Genomic DNA, 20,115 nt, shown 5'->3' with positions numbered 1-20,115 from the left:
GGCCGTGCCGCCGGAACAGGGGTTCCGGCGGCACGGCCTGGGGGTGGTTGGGGTTCAGCCCTGGCCGAACTTCTTGTCGATGAGGGCGAACAGCTCGTCGTCGCTGGCGTCCTCGATCTCTCCGGCCGCCGTGTCGTCGTCCGGTGTACGGGCGTCGTTCCACTGGGCCAGGAGGGTCTGGAGGCGTACGGCGACCCGTGCGTGGGCCGCGTCGTCGTCCGCCGCCGCCGCCAGTTCCGCCGGGTCCAGCGAGGAGAAGGTGCTCTCCAGGCGGTCGAGTTCCTCCAGGACGGACAGCTTCCGTCCGCCCGTGCCCTCGGGGGCGAGCTCGCTCAGCAGGTGCCGGGCGAGCGCGGCCGGGTTCGGGTAGTCGTAGACCAGGGTGGCGGGCAGCCGCAGCCCGGCGGCCGCGCCGAGCCGGTTGCGCAGCTCGACGGCCGTGAGCGAGCCGAAGCCCAGCTCCTTGAACGCCTGCTCCACCCCGACGTGTTCCGCCGACTTGTACCCGAGTACGGCGGCCACCTGCCCGCGCACCAGGTCCAGTACGGTCCGCTCCCGCTCGGCGGGTGACAGCCCGGCCAGTCGCCGCGCCGGGCTCTGTTCGTCCGCCCCGGCGGCCGCGGCCTGCGCCGGGTTCGCACCGGCCGGCACCGCCGTCCGGTTGCGCGCCCGGACCGGGGTGCGGACCAGGCCGCGGAACATCGGCAGGAGGCCGCCGTCCGCCGCCCGGGCCCGCAGGGCCGGCAGGTCGACGGCGACCGGCAGCAGGACCGGCTCGTCGTCCGCCGCCGCGAGGGCGGCGTCGAAGAGGGCCAGGCCCTCCGCCGCCGACAGCGGCACGACACCACCGCGAGCGGCGCGGGCCCGCTCGGCCCCGGTGAGCCGGCCCGCCATACCGCGTTCCTCGGCCCACATGCCCCACACGAGGGACAGCGCGCTGAGGCCACGGGCCCGGCGGTGCCGGGCGAGGGCGTCGAGGAAGACGTTCGCCGCGCCGTAGTTGGCCTGGCCGGCGCCGCCGAGGGTACCGGCGGCGGCGGAGAAGAGGACGAAGGCCGACAGGTCGAGGTGGCGGGTCAGCTCGTGCAGGTGCAGGGCCCCGTCGACCTTGGGCCGCAGGACCCGGTCCACCCGTTCCGGGGTGAGCAGGTCCACGACCCCGTCGTCCAGGACCGCCGCCGTGTGGACGACCGCCGTCAGCGGCCGCTCGGCCGGTACGGAACCCAGCAGCGCGGCCAGCGCGTCCCGGTCGGCAACGTCGCACGCCGCCCAGGTCACCTCGGCTCCCGCCGCGACCAGATCGGCGGTGAGTCCCGCCGCCGCGTCGGTGTCGCCGCCCCTGCGGCCGGTGAGCAGCAGGTGCCGCACCCCGTGTTCGGCGACCAGGTGGCGGGCGAGGAGCCCGGCCAGTCCGCCGCCGGCCCCGGTGACCAGGACCGTACCGCTCGTGTCGATGCGGCTCAGGTCGCCGTCACCGGCCGGCGCGCCCAGCCGTGCCAGCCGCGGCGCGTACAACGTGCCCGCCCGCACGGCCAGTTCGTGCTCGTCGGAGGCGAGGGCGCCCGCGAGGGCCCGGGCGGAGGCGTCCGTGCCGTCGAGGTCGACGAGCACGAACCGGCCGGGGTGCTCGGTCCGCGCGGCCCGCACCAGACCCCACACCGGGGTGTGGGCGAGGTCGGCCGCCTCGGTGTCCGTGTGCGCGGCGACCGCACCGCGCGTGACGACGGCGAGACGCGCACCCGCGAAGCGGCCGTCGCCCAGCCAGTCCTGTACGGCGGCGAGCGCCCGGTGCGTGACCTCGCGGGCCTCGTGCGCCACGGCGTCGAGGACCGTACGGCCTTCGGCCGCCATGAACGGCACGACCACGGTGTCCGGCATCGCCTGCCGCCCGGCGGTGACGGCCTCGTCCAGCGCGGCGAGGTCGTCGTACGCGGCCACGGGCACTCCCGCGCCACCGAGGGCGGCGGTCAGACCCGCCCGGGCGTCGGCGTCACCGACGACGACGTGGGTCGCGGCGATCGTCCCGGCCGGGACGGTCGTCCGTATCCAGTCGAGGCGGAACAGCGAGTCGTACGCCCCGTCCCCGGCGGTCACCGCGAACGGCTCGGTGTCGAGCCGCCGGGTCACCAGTTGCTCGACGGTCGCGACGGTCGCACCCTGGTCGTCGGCCAGTTCGACGGTCACGGTGCCCGCGCCGTCGGAGGTGACGGACAGCCGCAGCGACTCCGCTCCGGCCGCGTGCAGCCGTACCCCGCGCCAGATGTGGGGCTCCCGGACCGTGGCGTCACCGGCTGCGCCGGGCGTCACCGCCAGCGCCTGCACCGCCGCGTCGAGGAGAGCGGGGTGCAGGGCGAACCCGGCCGCCGAGGACCGCAGTTCGTCGGAGAGACGGGCCTGCGCGAAGACCTCGTCGCCGCGCAGCCAGGCCCGGGTGAGGGACCTGAGCGCCGTGCCGTGGTGGAGCCCGGCGACCGCCAGGCGGTCGTACACCTCCTCCACCGGCACCTCGTCGGCGCCGGCGGGCGGCCAGACTCCGGTGTCACCGGTGTGGGTGACGTCGGTCCCGGCCTCCGTGCCGGCCGCGGTGAGGTATCCGGTGGCGTGGCGGGACCAGGCCCCGCCGTTCGCCACGTCGCCGTCGGCCGCCTCGGGGCGGCTGTGCACCTGTACGGCCCGGCGTCCGGTCTCGTCCGCCCCGCCCACAGTGAGGCGGAGCTGTACGCCACCGTCCTCCGGGAGTACGAGCGGTGCTTCGTTGGTCAGCTCCTCCAGGTGGCCGCAGCCGGCTTCCTCGCCGGCCCGCAGGGCGAGCTCGACGAAGGCCGCACCGGGCACGACCACGGAGTCGGCGATGACGTGGTCGGCCAGCCAGGGGTGGGTACGGCGGGACAGCCGGCCGGTGAACAGGAACCCGCCCGTGTCCGGCAGTTCAACGGCCGCGCCGAGCAGGGGGTGCCCGGCCGACTCGATGCCGAGCGACAGGGCGTCCTCGGACGGGGCGAAGGAGTCGACCCAGTAGCGCTCGCGCTGGAAGGCGTACGTGGGCAGGTCGACCCGGCGGGCGCCGGTACCGGCGAAGTACGCCGCCCAGTCGACGTCCACACCCTGGACGTGGGCCCGGGCAAGGGCGGTGACCAGCGTCTCCGCCTCATCCCGGCCCTTGCGGAGCAGCGGCGCGAAGGCGTCGGTGTCGTTGGTGAGGCAGTCCTGGGCGAGGGCGGACAGGATCCCGTCCGGGCCCAGCTCGACGTACGTGGTCACTCCGGCGGCCTCCAGGGCGCGGATGCCATCGAGGAAGCGGACGGCTTCGCGGACGTGGCGGACCCAGAAGTCCGCCGAGCCCATCTCGTCGGAGACGAGGGCCCCGGTGAGGTTGGAGACGACCGGGATGCGCGGGGTGTCGTATGTGATGCCCTCGGCCACCTTGCGGAAGTGAGCCAGCATCCCGTCCATGTGCGGCGAGTGGAACGCGTGCGAAACGGTCAGCCGCTTCGACTTGCGGTCGGCGAAGGCCTCAACGACCTTGACCACCGCATCCTCATCACCCGCGACCACCACCGACTGCGGACCGTTGACGGCCGCGATGCTCACCCGGTCGTTCAACAGCGGCAGCACCTCGTCTTCCGAGGCCTGCACCGCGATCATGGCCCCGCCGGACGGCAACGCCTGCATCAGCCGGCCCCGCGCGGCAACCAGCGTGCACGCGTCCTCCAGGGAGAACACTCCGGCGACATGTGCCGCCGCGATCTCACCGATGGAGTGCCCGGAGAGGAAATCAGGCCGCACACCCCACGACTCCAGCAGCCGGAACAGCGCCACCTCCACCGCGAACAACGCCGGCTGCGTGAACTCCGTACGGTCCAGCAGATCACCATCCGTACCGAACAGGACATCCCGCAACGGCAGTTCCAGATCGAACCGCGCACACACCGCGTCCAGCGCATCCGCGAACACCGGGAAGGCCTCGTACAGCTCACGCCCCATCCCGAGGCGCTGGCTCCCCTGCCCCGTGAACAGGAACGCCACCTGCTGCTCGGTGGCCGCCACGCCCTGTGTCAGCGCGGCGACGGAGTCGCCCGCCGCGAGCGCGGTCAGCGCCTCGCGGTACTCCTCCCCCGTCCCCGCGACGATCACGGCGCGGTGGTCGAGCAGGGCCCGGCCGGTCGCGAGCGAGTGACCGACGTCCTCGGGCCGCTCGTCACCGAGGTGGGCGAGGAGCCGGGCGGCCTGCTCGCGCAGGGCGGCCCGGGTCCGGCCGGACAGGATCCACGGCCGGATGCCGCCCACGGGAGCCTCGGCCACGGCCTCTGCCGGCTCGGGGATCTCGGGGGCCTGCTCCAGGATGGTGTGCGCGTTCGTACCGCTCACACCGAACGAGGACACGCCGGCCCGGCGCGGACGGCCGGTCTCCGGCCAGGCCCGCCGCTCGGTCAGGATCTCGATGTCGCCCGCCGTCCAGTCGACGTGCGGGGTCGGCTCGTCCACGTGCAGGGTCTGCGGAAGCTCCCCGTGGCGCATCGCCATCACCATCTTGATCACACCCGCCACACCGGCAGCGGCCTGCGTGTGCCCGATGTTCGACTTGATCGAGCCGAGCAGCAGCGGCCGGCCCTCCGGACGCTCCTGCCCGTACGTGGCCAGCAACGCCTGCGCCTCGATCGGGTCACCCAGCCGGGTGCCCGTACCGTGCGCCTCCACCACATCCACATCAGCCGCCGACAGACCCGCGCCGGCGAGCGCCGCACGGATCACCCGCTGCTGCGACGGACCGTTCGGAGCCGTCAGACCATTACTCGCACCATCCTGATTGACTGCGGAACCGCGCACCACCGCGAGGACCGGGTGGCCGTTGCGACGGGCATCCGACAGCCGCTCCACGAGCAGCATGCCGACGCCCTCACCCCAGCCCGTACCGTCCGCACCCGCCGCGAACGCCTTGATCCGGCCGTCCGCGGCGAGGCCGCCCTGCCGGGCGAACTCGACGAACGCGCCCGGCGTCGACATGACGGTGACACCGCCGGCCAGGGCGATCGAGCACTCGCCGCTGCGGAGCGCCTGCACGGCGAGGTGCAGGGCCACGAGCGACGCCGAGCAGGCGGTGTCGACGGTGACCGCCGGGCCTTCGAGCCCGAACACGTACGACAGACGCCCGGACACGACGCTCGCGGAGTTGCCGGTGCTCATGAAGCCGTCGCCGCCGTCGGCGGAGTTCAGCACGAGCGAGAGGTAGTCCTGCCCGTTGGTCCCGACGAACACACCGGCCTGGCTGCCGCGCATCGACGCCGGGTCGATCCCGGCCCGCTCGAACGCCTCCCACGAGGTCTCCAGCAGCAGCCGCTGCTGCGGGTCCATGGCGACGGCCTCGCGCGGCGAGATCCCGAAGAAGCCGGGGTCGAACTGCGCGACATCGTAGAGGAACCCGCCTTCGCGGGCGTACGCCGCCTCCTGCGCGGAGCGCGGCCCGAACAGTTCCTCGGCGTCCCAGCCGCGGTCGGCCGGGAACTCGCCGATCGCGTCCCCGCCGGCGGCCAGCAGCCGCCACAGGTCCTCGGGGGTCCGCACGCCGCCCGGGAAGCGGCAGCTCATGGCGACGATCGCGATGGGATCCTCGTCGTCGACCGCGGCCCGGCCCATCGGAGCCGCGACGGCCTCCTCGGCACCGGTGCCCAGCAGTTCGCCGCGCAGGTGCTCCGCCAGGTCGGCGGAGGTCGGGTAGTCGTAGATCAACGTGGCCGGGAGCTTCAGTCCGGTGGTGGCGCCCAGGCGGTTGCGCAGTTCGACGGCGGTCAGCGAGTCGAAGCCGAGTTCCTTGAACGCCCGCCCCGCGCCGACGCTTTCGACGCCGGTGTGGCCGAGGACGGCGGCGACCTCCTTGCGGACGAGGTCGAGCAGCAGCCGGTCGCGTTCGGCGGCGGAGAGGCCCGCCAGCCGGCCCGCGAGGGAGTCGCGGCCGTCGGCGGCCGTACCGTCTGCGGCGCCGCCGCGTACGGCGAGGACGCTGCGGGCCTCGGGCAGGTCGGCGAGGAGGTTGCCGCCGCGCACGGCTGTGAAGCCGGGCGCGAACCGGTCCCAGTCGACGTCCACGACCGCGACGACCGGGTCGTTCGCGTCGAGGGCGCGGTGGAGGGCGCCGATGGCCGACGCGGCCGCCATGGGCGGCACGCCGCCCTGGCGCATCCGGGCCTCCAGCGCCCCGTCGGCGGCCATGCCGCCCTCGGCCCACGGGCCCCAGGCGATCGAGGTGGCGGCGAGCCCGGCGGCCCGCCGCTGCTCGGCCAGGGCGTCCAGATAGGCGTTGGCGGCGGCGTAGTTGGCCTGCCCCGCCGTGCCCCAGGTGCCCGTCACGGACGAGAACAGCACGAAGGCGGAGAGCTCGATGCCCAGTTCGCCGGTCAGCTCGTGCAGGTTGCGGGCCGAGACGGCCTTGGCCCGCAGCACGCCCGCGAACCGCTCGGGCGTCAAGGCGTCCAGCACACCGTCGTCCAGCACACCGGCGGTGTGCACGACGGCCGTCAGCACCTCCGCCTCGGCAGCGAGGAGCGTACGCAGCGCATCCCGGTCGGCGGCGTCACACGCCACCACCGACACCTCCACACCCAGCTCGCCAAGCTCCGCCGCCAGCTCGGCGGCACCCGGCGCGTCCGCACCACGGCGGCTGGTCAGCACCAGCCGCTCGGCGCCCGCACCGGCCAGCCAGCGGGCGACGTGGGCGCCGAGGGCGCCCGTCCCGCCGGTCACCAGCACCGTCCCGGACGGCGTCCACGCACCAGCACCACCAGCGGCGGCACGCACCAGCCGGCGCCCGAAGACACCGGACGACCGCACCGCGACCTGGTCCTCACCGGCGAGACCACCGGCGAGTACGGCGACCAGCCGGCCAAAGGCCCGCTCGTCGCACACCTCGGGCAGGTCCACCAGACCGCCCCAGCGCTGCGGAACCTCCAGAGCGGCGACCCGGCCCAGACCCCAGACCTGCGCCTGGACGGCAGACACCAGGAGGTCGGAGCGACCGACGCTGACCGCACCCCGGGTCAGGCACCACAGCGGCGCCTCCACATCGGCGTCGCCCATCGCCTGCACGAGGGCGGCCGTGGACACCACCTCGGCATCCTCCGCCAGCGCCAGCAGCGACACCACACCGGCCACGGGCCCGGTCTGGGCTCCAGCTTCGGCTTCGGCATCGGCTTCGGCCAGCAGACCGGCCAGGGCCTCCCGGCCCGCACCCGCCTCCACCGCCACCCGGCGCACCTGGGCGCCACGGGCGGCCAGGGCCTCCACCACGGCCAAGTCGTCGGCACCACCGGCAGGCGTCACCACCAGCCACGTACCGGACAGCGCGGCACCGGCCGCGGAGTCCGCCAGTGGCTTCCACGTCACCCGGTAGCGCCAGGCGTCGAGGGGCGTACGGGTCCCCGGCTCGGCACGGCGGACGAGTGCCGTCTCCGGCCAGTACCGGCTGCGCTGGAAGGCGTACGTCGGCAGGTCGACGCGTACGGCCCCGGTCCCGTAGACCGCCCGCCAGTCGAGGGAGATCCCTCGGACGTGGCTCCGGGCCAGGGCGGTCATCGCCGCCTCGGCCTCGGGACGGCCCTTGCGGAGGAGGGGCACGAAGGCCACCCCGTCCCGCTCGGAGCACCCCTGCCCGAGGGCGGAGAGGACCCCGTCGGGACCGAGTTCCAGATACGTCGTGACGCCCGCCGCCTCCAGGGCGCGGATGCCGTCCAGGAATCGCACGGCCTCGCGGACGTGGCGGACCCAGAAGTCCGCCGCGCCCATCTCGTCGGTGACCAGGGCGCCGGTCAGGTTCGACACGACCGGGATCCGCGGGGCGGCGAAGGTGAGCCCCTCCACCACCTGGCGGAAGTCGCCCAGCATCCCGTCCATGTGCGGCGAGTGGAACGCGTGCGAGACGGTCAGCCGCTTCGACTTCCGGTCCGGGAAGGCGGCGGCGATGGCGAGAGCCGCATCCTCGTCCCCGGCCACCACCACCGAACGCGGACCGTTGACCGCAGCGATGCTCACCCGCTCCGTCAGCAGCGGCAGGACCTCGTCCTCCGACGCCTGGAGCGCGATCATCACACCACCGGCCGGAAGCGCCTGCATCAGCCGGCCGCGCGCGGCGACCAGCACACAGGCATCGTCCAGGGACAGCACACCCGCCACATGGGCGGCGGCGATCTCACCGATCGAATGCCCGGCCACGAAGTCCGGCCGCACACCCCAGCTCTCCACGAGCCGGAACAGCGCCACCTCCACCGCGAACAACGCCGGCTGCGTGAACTCCGTACGGTCCAGCAGATCACCATCCGTACCGAACAGGACATCCCGCAGCGGCAGTTCCAGCCGCGCACACACCGCGTCCAGCGCGTCCGCGAACACCGGGAAGGCCTCGTACAGCTCACGCCCCATCCCGAGGCGCTGGCTCCCCTGCCCGGTGAACAGGAAGGCGACCTTGCCGCCGACCGGCGAGCCCGTCACCAGGCCCGCCGCCGAACCGCCCTCCGCCAGAGCGGCGAGGGCGGACAGCAGGCCGTCACGGTCTGCGGCCACGACCGCCGCGCGCTGCTCGAACGCCGAGCGGCCGGTGGCGAGGGTGGCGCCGACGTCGGCCGGGCGCAGCCCGGGGTCGGCGAGCAGGCGTGCGCGAAGGCCCTCGGCCTGGGCGCGGAGCCCCGCCTCGCTCTTCGCGGAGACCACCAGGGGCAGGGGCGCGTGCCCCGGCTCCTCGGAGCCCGCCCCCGTGGGTTCGGTGTCCGGGGCCTGTTCGATGATCGTGTGTGCGTTGGTGCCGCTGAAGCCGAACGAGGAGATGCCGGCCCGGCGTGGACGGCCGGTCCGCGGCCACTCCCGCCGCTCGGTGAGCAACTCGATGTCGCCCGCCTCCCAGTCGACCTGGGGGGACGGCCGGTCGATGTGCAGGCTCTCGGGCAGCTGCCCGTGCCGCATCGCCATGACCATCTTGATCACACCGGCGACACCGGCGGCGGCCTGCGTGTGCCCGATGCTGGACTTGACCGAACCGAGCAGCAGCGGCTGCCCCTCCGGTCGTTCCTGTCCGTAGGTGGCCAGGAGCGCCTGGGCCTCGATCGGGTCGCCGAGCGTCGTACCGGTGCCGTGCGCCTCGACCGCGTCCACGTCAGCGGCGGAGAGTCCGGCGCTGGCGAGGGCGGCGCGGATGACGCGCTGCTGGGACGGCCCGTTGGGGGCCGTCAGACCGTTGCTCGCACCGTCCTGGTTGACCGCCGAGCCGCGCACCACCGCGAGGACCGGGTGGCCGTTGCGGCGGGCGTCCGAGAGCCGCTCCACCAGGAGCATGCCGACGCCCTCGCCCCAGCCCGTACCGTCCGCACCCGCCGCGAACGCCTTGATGCGGCCGTCGGCGGCCAGACCGCGCTGGCGGCTGAACTCGATGAAGGTGCCGGGCGTCGACATGACGGTGACGCCACCGGCCAGGGCCAAGGAGCACTCGCCGTTGCGGAGCGCCTGGATCGCCCAGTGCAGGGCGACCAGCGAGGACGAGCAGGCGGTGTCGACCGTGACCGCCGGGCCTTCGAGCCCGAACACGTACGACAGACGCCCGGACACGACGCTGGCGGCGTTGCCGGTCCCCAGGTGCCCCTCCAGACCGGCCGGTTCCTCCAGCAGGACGGAGAGGTAGTCCTGGCCGTTGGTCCCGACGAACACACCGGCCTGGCTGCCGCGCAGCGTCTCGGGGTCGATGCCGGCCCGCTCGAAGGCCTCCCAGGACGTCTCCAGCAGCAGCCGCTGCTGCGGGTCCATCGCCAGGGCCTCGCGCGGCGAGATCCCGAAGAAGTCGGCGTCGAAGTCGGCCGCGTCGTAGAGGAAACCGCCCTGTCGGGCGTACGAGGTGCCCTGGGCGCTCGGGTCGGCGTCGTACAGGGCGTCGAGGTCCCAGCCCCGGTCCAGCGGCAGGTCGGAGATCGCGTCGGTGCCGGAGACGAGCAGCTGCCAGAGGTCTTCCGGCGTCCGTACCCCGCCGGGGAAACGGCAGCTCATCGCGACGATCGCGATCGGGTCGTCGTCGGCCGCCGCTGCCGCCGTGGCGACGGAGCCGGCGGAAGCCACCTGTGTTCCGAGGAGTTCGGAGAGCAGGTGGGCAGCCAGGGCGGCCGGGGTCGGGTAGTCGTAGACGAGGGTGGCGGGCAGCCGCAGTCCGGTGGCCGCGCCGAGCCGGTTGCGCAGCTCGACCGCGGTGAGCGAGTCGAAGCCGATCTCGCGGAAGGCCCGTCCGGCCTCGACGTCTTCGGCACCGGAGTGCCCGAGGACTTCGGCGACCCGGGTACGCACCAGGCCGAGGAGGAAGGGGTCCCGGTCGGCGGCGGACAGAGTGCGCAGGTGCTCGGCGAGGGCCGAACCCGAGCGTTCGGTCAGGTCGTCCGTGCGCTCCGGGCCACGGGTGACGGCTTCAGCCTCGGGCAGATCGGCGAGCAGCCGGCCGACGCGCACCGCCGTGAAGCCGGGCGCGAACCTCGCCCAGTCGACGTCGACCACCGTCAATGCCGCCTCGCCGGAGCCGACGGCCTGGCGGAGGGCGGTGATGGCGAGGTCGGCGTTCATGGGCGGGACGCCGCCCCGCCGCATGCGCGCGTCCATCGCCTCGTCGGCGGCCATACCGCCCTCGGCCCACGGACCCCAGGCGATCGACGTCGCGGCCAGCCCGGCACCACGCCGCTGCTCGGCCAGAGCATCCAGGTAAGCGTTCGCGGCAGCGTAGTTACCCTGACCGGCCGCACCGATCGTGCCGCTCATCGAGGAGAACAGCACGAAGGCGGAGAGCTCGATCCCGAGCTCGACGGTCAGCTCGTGCAGGTTCAGCGCGGACGTGGCCTTCGCCCGCAGCACGCTCTCGAACCGCTCGGGCGTCAGCGCGTCGAGCACACCGTCGTCCAGGATCCCAGCGGTGTGCACGACCGCCGTGAGGCCGTCGGCCTCAGCCGCGAGGAGCGTACGCAGCGCGTCACGATCGGCGGCATCACACGCCACCACCGAAACCTCAACACCCAGCTCGCCAAGCTCCGTCACCAACTCAGCGGCACCCGGCGCGTCCATACCCCGGCGGCTGGTGAGCACCAGCCGCTCAGCGCCCGCACCGGCCAGCCAACGAGCCACCCGGCCACCGAGAGCACCCGTACCACCAGTGACGAGCACCGTCCCGGACGGCACCCAGGAACTCGCGTTCCCGGCGACGGCACGAACCAGCCGACGCCCGAACACACCCGACGACCGCACCGCGACCTGGTCCTCACCAGCAAGACCACCGGCCAGTACGGCGACCAGCCGGCCCATGGCCCGCTCGTCCCACACCTCGGGCAGATCGACCAGACCACCCCACCGCTCCGGCAGCTCCAGAGCGGCAACCCGGCCCAGACCCCACACCTGCGCCTGAACAGCAGACACCAGCTGGTCCGAACGCCCCACACTCACCGCACCCCGGGTCAGACACCACAACGGCGCCTCCACCCCGGCCTCACCCAACGCCTGAAGCAGCTCAGCGGTCGGAACCACCCCGGCCGCCTCATCCAGCGCCAGCAGCGACACCACACCCGCAACGGCCGCACCCGTGTCGGCATCAGCCAGCGCGGCACGCACCGCGCCACCCTCCACCACGATCCGGCGGACCTCAGCCCCCCGCCCGGCCAGCGCACCCACCACAGCAGCGTCATCCACACCACCGGCCGGCACCACAACCAACCAACTACCCGACAACCGCGCACCAGCCGCGGAATCCGTCAGCGGCTTCCACGACACCCGGTAACGCCAGCCGTCCACCTCGGACTGTTCCTGACCCTGGCGACGCCATGCCGACAGGGCGGGGACGAGGTCACTGAAGCGCGCATCGTCGGCCACGTGCAGTTCGGACGCCAGGGAGCCGAGATCGCCGCTCTCCACCGCCTCCCAGAAGCGGGCGTCCACCGCGTTCGCCGCCGGAGCGGAGGCGATGGCACCGTTCGACAGGACGGTCTCCGGCCAGTAGCGCTGGCGCTGGAAGGCGTACGTCGGCAGCTCGATCCGGCGGGCACCCGTACCGGCGAAGTAGGCGGACCAGTCCACCTCGACGCCCCGTACGTGGGCCTGGGCGACGGCGCCGACCACGGTCTCCGCCTCGCCGCGCCCCGCGCGCATCAGCGGGGCGAGGGCGACGTCCGCATCACCCGTCAGGCACTCCTGGGCCAGGGCGGACAGCACCCCGTCGGGACCGAGTTCGAGATACGTCGTGACGCCCGCCGCCTCCAGGACGCGGATGCCGTCCAGGAACCGCACGGCCTCGCGGACGTGCCGGACCCAGAAGTCCGCCGAGGCCATCTCCTCGGAGACGACCGAACCGGTCAGGTTCGACACCACCTGGATCCGCGGGGCGTCGAAGCTGAGGCCCTCCACGACCCGGCGGAAGTCGTCCAGCATGCCGTCCATGTGCGGCGAGTGGAACGCGTGTGAAACGGTCAGCCGCTTCGACTTGCGGTCCGGGAAGGCCGCCACGACCGCCGTCGCCGCGTCCTCGTCACCGGCCACCACCACCGCGCGCGGCCCGTTGACCGCCGCAATGCTCACCCGCTCGGTCAGCAACGGCAGGACCTCGTCCTCCGCCGCCTCCAGCGCGATCATCACGCCACCGCCCGGCAGCGCCTGCATCAACCGGCCGCGCGCCGCGACCAGCACGCACGCATCGTCCAGCGACAGCACCCCCGCCACATGGGCGGCGGCGATCTCACCCACGGAGTGCCCGGACAGGAAGTCCGGCCGCACACCCCACGACTCCAGCAGCCGGAACAGCGCCACCTCCACCGCGAACAAAGCCGGCTGCGTGTACTCCGTACGGTCGAGCAGATCACCATCCGTACCGAACAGCACATCCCGCAGCGGCACTTCGAGGTCCAGCCGCTCACCCACCGCGTCCAGCGCGGCCGCGAACACCGGGAAGGCCTCGTACAGCTCACGCCCCATCCCGAGCCGCTGGCTGCCCTGGCCCGTGAAGAGGAAGGCCAGCCCGCCGCTCGACACCGTGCCCCGTACCAGACCCGGTACGGGCTCTCCGGCGGCCAGGGCGGCCAGACGGCCGACGAGGGTGTCGCCGTCCGACGGTGCGCCGAGCACCACGGCGCGGTGCTCCAGGGACGCGCGGTGCGCGGCGAGGGAGTGGCCGAGGTCGAGCGCGCCACGGGCACCCGTGGCGGCGACGAGGTCGGCCGCGACCGGGCGGAGTCGTTCCGCCTGGGCCCGCAGGGCGGCCGCCGTGCGGCCGGAGACGAGCCACGGCAGCACCGGCAGCCCGGGGGCGGCCGCGACCGGCTCGTCCCGGTCGTCCGCCGACGGCGGTACCTGCTCGATGACGGCGTGGGCGTTGGTGCCGCTGTAGCCGAACGAGGAGATGCCCGCGCGGCGCGCACGGCCGGTCTCGGGCCACGCGACGGACTCGGTCAGCAGCTGGATGTCTCCGGCCGACCAGTCGACGTAGGGGGTCGGTTCGTCGATGTGGAGGGTCTGGGGCAGTACCCCGTGGCTCATCGCCATGACCATCTTGATCACACCGGCGACACCGGCGACGGCCTGCGTGTGGCCGATGTTCGACTTCACCGACCCCAGCAGCAGCGGCCGGTCCGCCGGCCGGTCCTGGCCGTACGTGGCCAGCAGCGCCTGCGCCTCGATCGGGTCGCCCAGCTTCGTTCCCGTGCCGTGGGCCTCGACGGCGTCGACGTCGGCGGTGGTGAGGCCGGCGTCGGTGAGGGCCTCGCGGATGACGCGCTGCTGCGAGGGGCCGTTGGGGGCGGTGAGGCCGTTGCTGGCGCCGTCCTGGTTGACGGCGGTGCCGCGGACGACGGCGAGGACCGGGTGGCCGTTGCGGCGGGCGTCGGAGAGCCGCTCCAGGAGCAGCAGGCCGACTCCCTCGGACCAGATCGTGCCGTCGGCGGCGGCGGCGAAGGCCTTGATGCGGCCGTTCTCCGCCAGGCCGCGCTGGCGGCTGAACTCGGTGAACGCACCGGGCGTGGACATGATCGTCACCGCGCCGGTGAGCGCCATCGCGCACTCGCCGCGGCGCAGTGACTGGGCGGCGAGGTGCAGGGTGACGAGCGAGGAGGAGCAGGCGGTGTCGACGGTGACGGCCGGGCCCTCCAGCCCGAAGGAGTAGGAGATGCGGCCGGAGACGACGCTGGCCGCGTTGCCGGTGCCGAGGTGGCCTTCGAGGCCGTCGCCGTCGTTCAGCCACAGCTGGAGGTAGTCCTGCGCGTTGGAGCCGACGAACACGCCGGTACGGCTGCCGCGCACGCCGGTCGGGTCGATTCCGGCGCGTTCGAAAGTCTCCCAGGTGGTCTCCAGCAGCAGGCGCTGCTGCGGGTCCATGGCGAGGGCCTCGCGCGGGGAGATCCCGAAGAAGGAGGCGTCGAACTCGGCGGCCTCGTGGAGGAAGCCGCCCTCACGGACGTAGCTGGTGCCTTCCCGGTCGGGGTCGTCGCTGTAGAGGGAGTCGAGGTCCCAGCCGCGGTCGGCGGGGAACGCGGTGATGCCGTCGCGGCCCTCGGCGAGGAGCCGCCACAGGTCCTCGGGCGAGGTGACGCCTCCGGGGAAGCGGCAGCTCATCGCGACGATCGCGATGGGGTCGTCGTCCTCGGCGCGTGTCGTGGCGGCGGCCGGCAGCCGGGCCGGGAGGCCGGCGTGGTCCGCGAGGTCGCCGACGACCTCCTCGCGGAGGTAGCGGGCGAGGGCGGTGGCGGTCGGGTAGTCGAAGACCAGGGTGGCGGGCAGCCGGCGGCCGGTGGCCTCGCCGAGGAGGTTGCGCAGTTCGACGGCGGTGAGCGAGTCGAAGCCGAGCTCCTTGAAGGAGCGGCCCGGCTCGACGGAGGCGGGGCCCGGGTAGCCGAGGGCGGTGGCGACCTGCTTGCGTACGAGGTCGAGCAGCACGCGGTCCTGCTCGGCTGCCGGGAGCCCGGCGAGGCGCTGCCGCAGTCCGGAGAGGCCCGCCGTCGTGGCCGCGCCGTGCGCGGAGCGGCGTACGGGGACCCGTACGAGCCCGCGCAGCAGCGGGGACAGGGCTCCGCCGCGGGCCTGCGCGCGCAGGCCGGGCAGGTCGATCCGCATCAGGACCGGCGCCGGCTCGTCGATGCGGTGGGCCAGGTCGAAGAGGTCGAGGCCTTCCGCCGAGGTGAGCGGGGGCAGTCCACCGCGCGTCATGCGGCTGACGTCGGCGTCGGTCAGGCTGCCCGCCATGCCCGCTCCGTCGGCCCACAGGGCCCAGGCGAGGGAGGTGGCGGGGAGTCCGAGGGAACGCCGGTGGCGGGCGAGCGCGTCGAGGAAGACGTTGGCCGCGGCGTAGTTGCCCTGTCCGGCGCCGCCGAAGACGCCGCCGATGGACGAGAACAGCACGAAGGCGGAGAGGCCGAGGTCGCGGGTCAGCTCGTGGAGGTTGCAGGCAGCGTCGACCTTGGGGCGCAGTACGGCCGACAGGCGATCGGGGGTGAGGGAGGTGATCACGCCGTCGTCGAGCACGCCTGCGGTGTGTACGACCGCGCCGAGCGGGTGCTCGGCGGGTATGCCGGCCAGGACGGCGGCGAGGGCGTCCCGGTCCGCGACGTCGCAGGCGGCCCAGGTCACCGTCGCGCCCTCGGCGGCGAGTTCGGCGCCGAGCAGGTCCGCGCCGGGGGTGGATCCGCCGCGTCGGCCGACGAGCAGGAGGTGGCGTACGCCGTGTTCGGTGACGAGACGGCGGGCGATCAGACCACCGAGGAGTCCGCCCGCGCCGGTGATCAGCACGGTCGAGCCGGGCGCGTACGTGGTGCCGGCCGGGGCCTGCTCCTCCGTCTCGGTGTCCCGGGCCACGCGGGCGAGGCGGGGTACGAGGACGGTCCCGGCGCGGACGGCGAGTTGCGGTTCGCCGAGGGCCACGGCGGTGGCGAGGGCCGCGGGCAGGGCGCGTACGGAGGTCTCGGTGGCGTCGGTGTCGAGGAGCAGCAGCCGGTCGGGGTGCTCGGCCTGCGCGGAGCGCAGCAGGCCGTGGACGGCCGCGTGGACGGGGTCGACGGCCGGGTCCGCCGTGGTGGCGTCGGCATCGGCACCGGTGGCGAGGGCGCCCCGGGTGAGGACGATCAGGCGGGTGCCGGCGAACCGCTCGCCGGTGAAGGGCTCTTCGCCCAGCCAGGTCCGGGCGAGGGCCAGGGCGTGGTGCGTGGCCCCGTGCACGGCGTCGGCGGAGAGCTCCGGCGCGGCGGTGCCTTCGGGGGCGGCGGCGCCTTCGGGGGCGGCCTGTCCGTAGGCGGCGAACACGGCGTCGGGCGCGGGCTCTCCGGCCTCGACGGCGGCGGCCAGGGCGGCCAGGTCGGCGTGGACGGTGATCCCGTCGCCGGCCGGGCCGGCGGCGAGGAGGGCGGCGGGGATCGCGGTGCCCAGGACGGCCCAGCGGGCGGCGGGGGCGGGGGTGGTCGGCAGCGCCGTCCACTCCACCCGGAACACCGACGCGTGGTGGGCGGTGCCGGCCGCCCGGACCTGCTCGGCCGATACGGCGCGCAGGACGAGCGAGTCGACGGTGGCGACGGGCGCGCCCGTCGCGTCCGCGATCTCCAGGCGTACGCCACCGCCCGTGCCGGTCGGGGAGAGGCGCACGCGCAGGGCGTCGGCGCCGCTCGCGTGGAGGGTGACGCCGCTCCAGGCGAACGGGAGCCGTCCCTCGCCTTCGGTGCCGCCCATGACGCCGAGGCCCAGCGTGTGGAGCGCGGCGTCCAGCAGGGCGGGGTGCAGGCCGAAGTCGGCCGCGGTGGCGGCGGTCCCCTCGGGCAGGGCGACCTCGGCGTAGACGCTGTCGCCGTGCCGCCAGGCGGCGGTGAGACCGCGGAACGCCGGGCCGTAGCCCATGCCGACCTCGGCGAGGTCGGCGTAGAGGCCGTCCGTGGGAAGGGGCTCGGCGCCGGCCGGGGGCCACACGCCGTCGGCGAACGGCGCCGGGGCGGCGGTGGCGCCGGTGGCCAGGGGGGCCAGGACGCCGCCCGCGTGCCGGGTCCAGGGTTCGTCGGGCGCGCTGTCCTTCGGGCGGGAGGCCAGGCTGAAGGAGCGTCGGCCGCTGCCGTCGGCGTCGGGCGCGCTGACGTGCATCTGGAGCTGGACGCCGCCGCGTTCGGGCAGGACCAGCGGTGCTTCGAGGGTGAGTTCCTCCACGAGGTCGCAGCCCACCTGGTCACCGGCCCAGATCGCCAGGTCGACGAAGGCGGTGCCGGGGAGCAGGACGCTGCCCATGACGGCGTGGTCGGCCAGCCAGGGGTGGGTGGTCGGCGAGAGCCGGGCGGTGAAGACGAAGCCCTCGGAGTCGGCGAGGGCGACCGTGGCGCCGAGCAGCGGGTGGGCGGCCTCGTCCAGGCCCGCCGCGCCGAGGTCGCCTGCGGAGGTGCCGGGCTCGATCCAGTAGCGCTCGCGCTGGAAGGCGTACGTGGGCAGGTCGATCCGGCGGGCGCCGGTGCCGGAGAAGTACGCGGCCCAGTCGATCCCGACGCCGAGGGTGTGGGCCCGCGCCACGGCGGTGACCAGGGCCTCGGCCTCGGGGCGGCCCTTGCGGAGGAGGGGCACGAAGTCCGCTCCGTCCGTCTCGGAGCACTCCTGCCCGAGGGCGGAGAGGACCCCGTCGGGACCGAGTTCGAGGTACGTCGTGACGCCGGCGGCCTCCAGGGCGCGGATGCCGTCCAGGAAGCGCACGGCTTCGCGGACGTGGCGGACCCAGAAGTCCGCCGCGCCCATCTCGTCGGTGACCAGGGCGCCGGTCAGGTTCGACACGACCGGGATACGCGGGGCACCGAAGGTGAGCCCCTCCACCACCTGGCGGAAGTCGTCCAGCATCCCGTCCATGTGGGGCGAGTGGAACGCGTGTGAAACGGTCAGCCGCTTGTTCTTGCGGTCGGCGAAGGCCGCCACGATCGCGGTCGCCGCGTCCTCGTCACCGGCGATGACCACCGACGTCGGCCCGTTGATCGCGGCAATGCTCACGCGCTCGGTCAGCAGCGGCAGGACCTCGTCCTCCGACGCCTGGAGCGCGATCATCACGCCACCCGACGGCAACGCCTGCATCAACCGCCCACGAGCCGCCACCAGCGCACAGGCATCGTCCAGGGACAGCACGCCCGCGACGTGCGCGGCGGCGATCTCACCGATCGAGTGCCCGGAAAGGAAGTCGGGCTTCAGCCCCCAGCTCTCCACCAGCCGGAACAGCGCCACCTCGACCGCGAAGAGCGCCGGCTGCGTGTACTCCGTACGGTCCAGCAGATCACCATCCGTACCGAACAGCACATCCCGGAGCGGCAGCGGCAGTTCCAGCCGCGCACACACCGCATCAAGCGCCTCCGCGAACACCGGGAAGGCCTCGTACAGCTCACGCCCCATCCCGAGCCGCTGGCTGCCCTGCCCGGTGAACAGGAAGGCGAGCTTCCCGCCCTTCGGCGACCCCGTGACCAGGCCCGGCGCCGTGCCGTCCGCCGCCAGCGCGGCGAGCCCCGCCAGCAGGCCGTCACGGTCGGCGGCGACGACGGCCGCCCGCTCCTCGAACGACGCCCGGCCGACCACCAGGGACCGTGCGACGTCCACCGGGCTCGGCCCCGGCTCTTCCGTCAGGTGCGCCAGCAGGCGCGCCGCCTGCCCGCGCAGGGCGGCCCGGCCCTTGCCCGAGACGATCCAGGGCACGACCGGCGCGACCGCCGTCGGGGCGGGCCCGGACTCCGGTTCCGGGGTCCGGTCGGCGTCCGGAGCCTGTTCGATGATCGTGTGGACGTTGGTGCCGCTGACGCCGAAGGCGGAGACGCCGACCCGGTACGGGCGGCCCGTCTCGGGCCAGGCGCGCTGCTCGGTGAGCAGGGAGACCGCGCCGCTCTCCCAGTCGACGTGCGAGGTCGGCGCGTCGACGTGCAGGGTCCGGGGCAGCACGCCGTGCCGCATCGCCATGACCATCTTGATGACGCCCGCGATGCCGGCGACGTTCTGCGTGTGCCCGAGGTTCGACTTCAGGGAGCCGAGCCACAGCGGCCGATCCTCCGGCCGGTCCTGCCCGTACGTGGCCAGCAGCGCCTGGGCCTCGATCGGGTCGCCCAGGGTGGTACCGGTGCCGTGTGCCTCCACGGCGTCGATGTCGGCGGGGGTGAGCCGGGCGCTTTCCAGGGCCTGGCGGATGACGCGCTGCTGGGCGGGGCCGTTCGGGGCGGTCAGGCCGTTGCTGGCGCCGTCCTGGTTGACGGCCGAGCCGCGGACGACCGCCAGGACGCGGTGACCGTTGCGACGGGCGTCGGAGAGGCGTTCCACCAGCAGGACGCCGACGCCCTCCGACCAGCCGGTGCCGTCCGCCGCCTCGGCGAAGGACTTGCAGCGGCCGTCGGGCGAAAGGCCGCGCTGGCGGCTGAACTCGACGAAGACCTCCGGCCCGGCGAGGACGGTGACGCCCGCGGCCAGGGCGAGCGAGCACTCCCCCTGGCGCAGGGCCTGAACGGCCATGTGCAGGGCCACCGACGAGGACGAGCAGGCCGTGTCGACGGTGGCGGCGGGGCCCTCCAGACCGAAGACGTAGGCGAGGCGGCCGGAGACGACGCTGGAGGCGGTCCCGGTCAGCAGGTGCCCCTCGACGCCGTCGGGCAGCTCGCCCGAACCGGCCCCGTACGCGTTGGCGGAGGCGCCGACGAACACCCCGGCGCGGCTGCCGCGCAGGGTCGCCGGGTCGATGCCGGCCCGCTCGAAGACCTCCCAGGTGGTCTCCAGCAGCAGGCGCTGCTGCGGGTCCATGGCGAGGGCCTCGCGCGGGGAGATCCCGAAGAAGGAGGCGTCGAAGTCCGGTGCCTCGTGCAGGAACCCGCCGTGGCGGGCGTACGTGGTGCCGGGGTGGTCGGGGTCGGGGTCGTACAGCGACTCGACGTCCCAGCCGCGGTCGGCGGGGAAGCCCGAGATGGCGTCGCCGCCGCTCTCGACGAGCTTCCACAGGTCTTCGGGCGAACCGATACCGCCGGGGAACCGGCAGCTCATGCCGACGATCGCGATGGGTTCGCGGGAAGCGTCGGTGAGCTCCTGGTTCCGGCGGCGCAGCCGCTCGGTTTCCTTGAGGGAGGCCCGCAGCGCTTCAACGACTTTTTCGTTCGGGGTGGTCAT

General features: G+C 74.2%; 1 protein-coding gene. It reads right to left on the bottom strand.

Annotated features, from left to right (window positions below; genetic code table 11):
• Positions 1 to 54: 54 nt before the first annotated feature.
• On the bottom strand, positions 55 to 20,115 hold the full coding sequence (locus ACZ6ZT_RS22600) for a type I polyketide synthase (RefSeq protein ID WP_469721569.1): 20,061 nt from the start codon (positions 20,113 to 20,115) through the stop codon (positions 55 to 57).

This window comes from Streptomyces sp. NPDC102258, assembly GCF_055584685.1.
The sequence above is the reverse complement of the archived record's forward strand: the minus strand, read 5'-3'. Positions and strand labels throughout refer to the sequence as shown.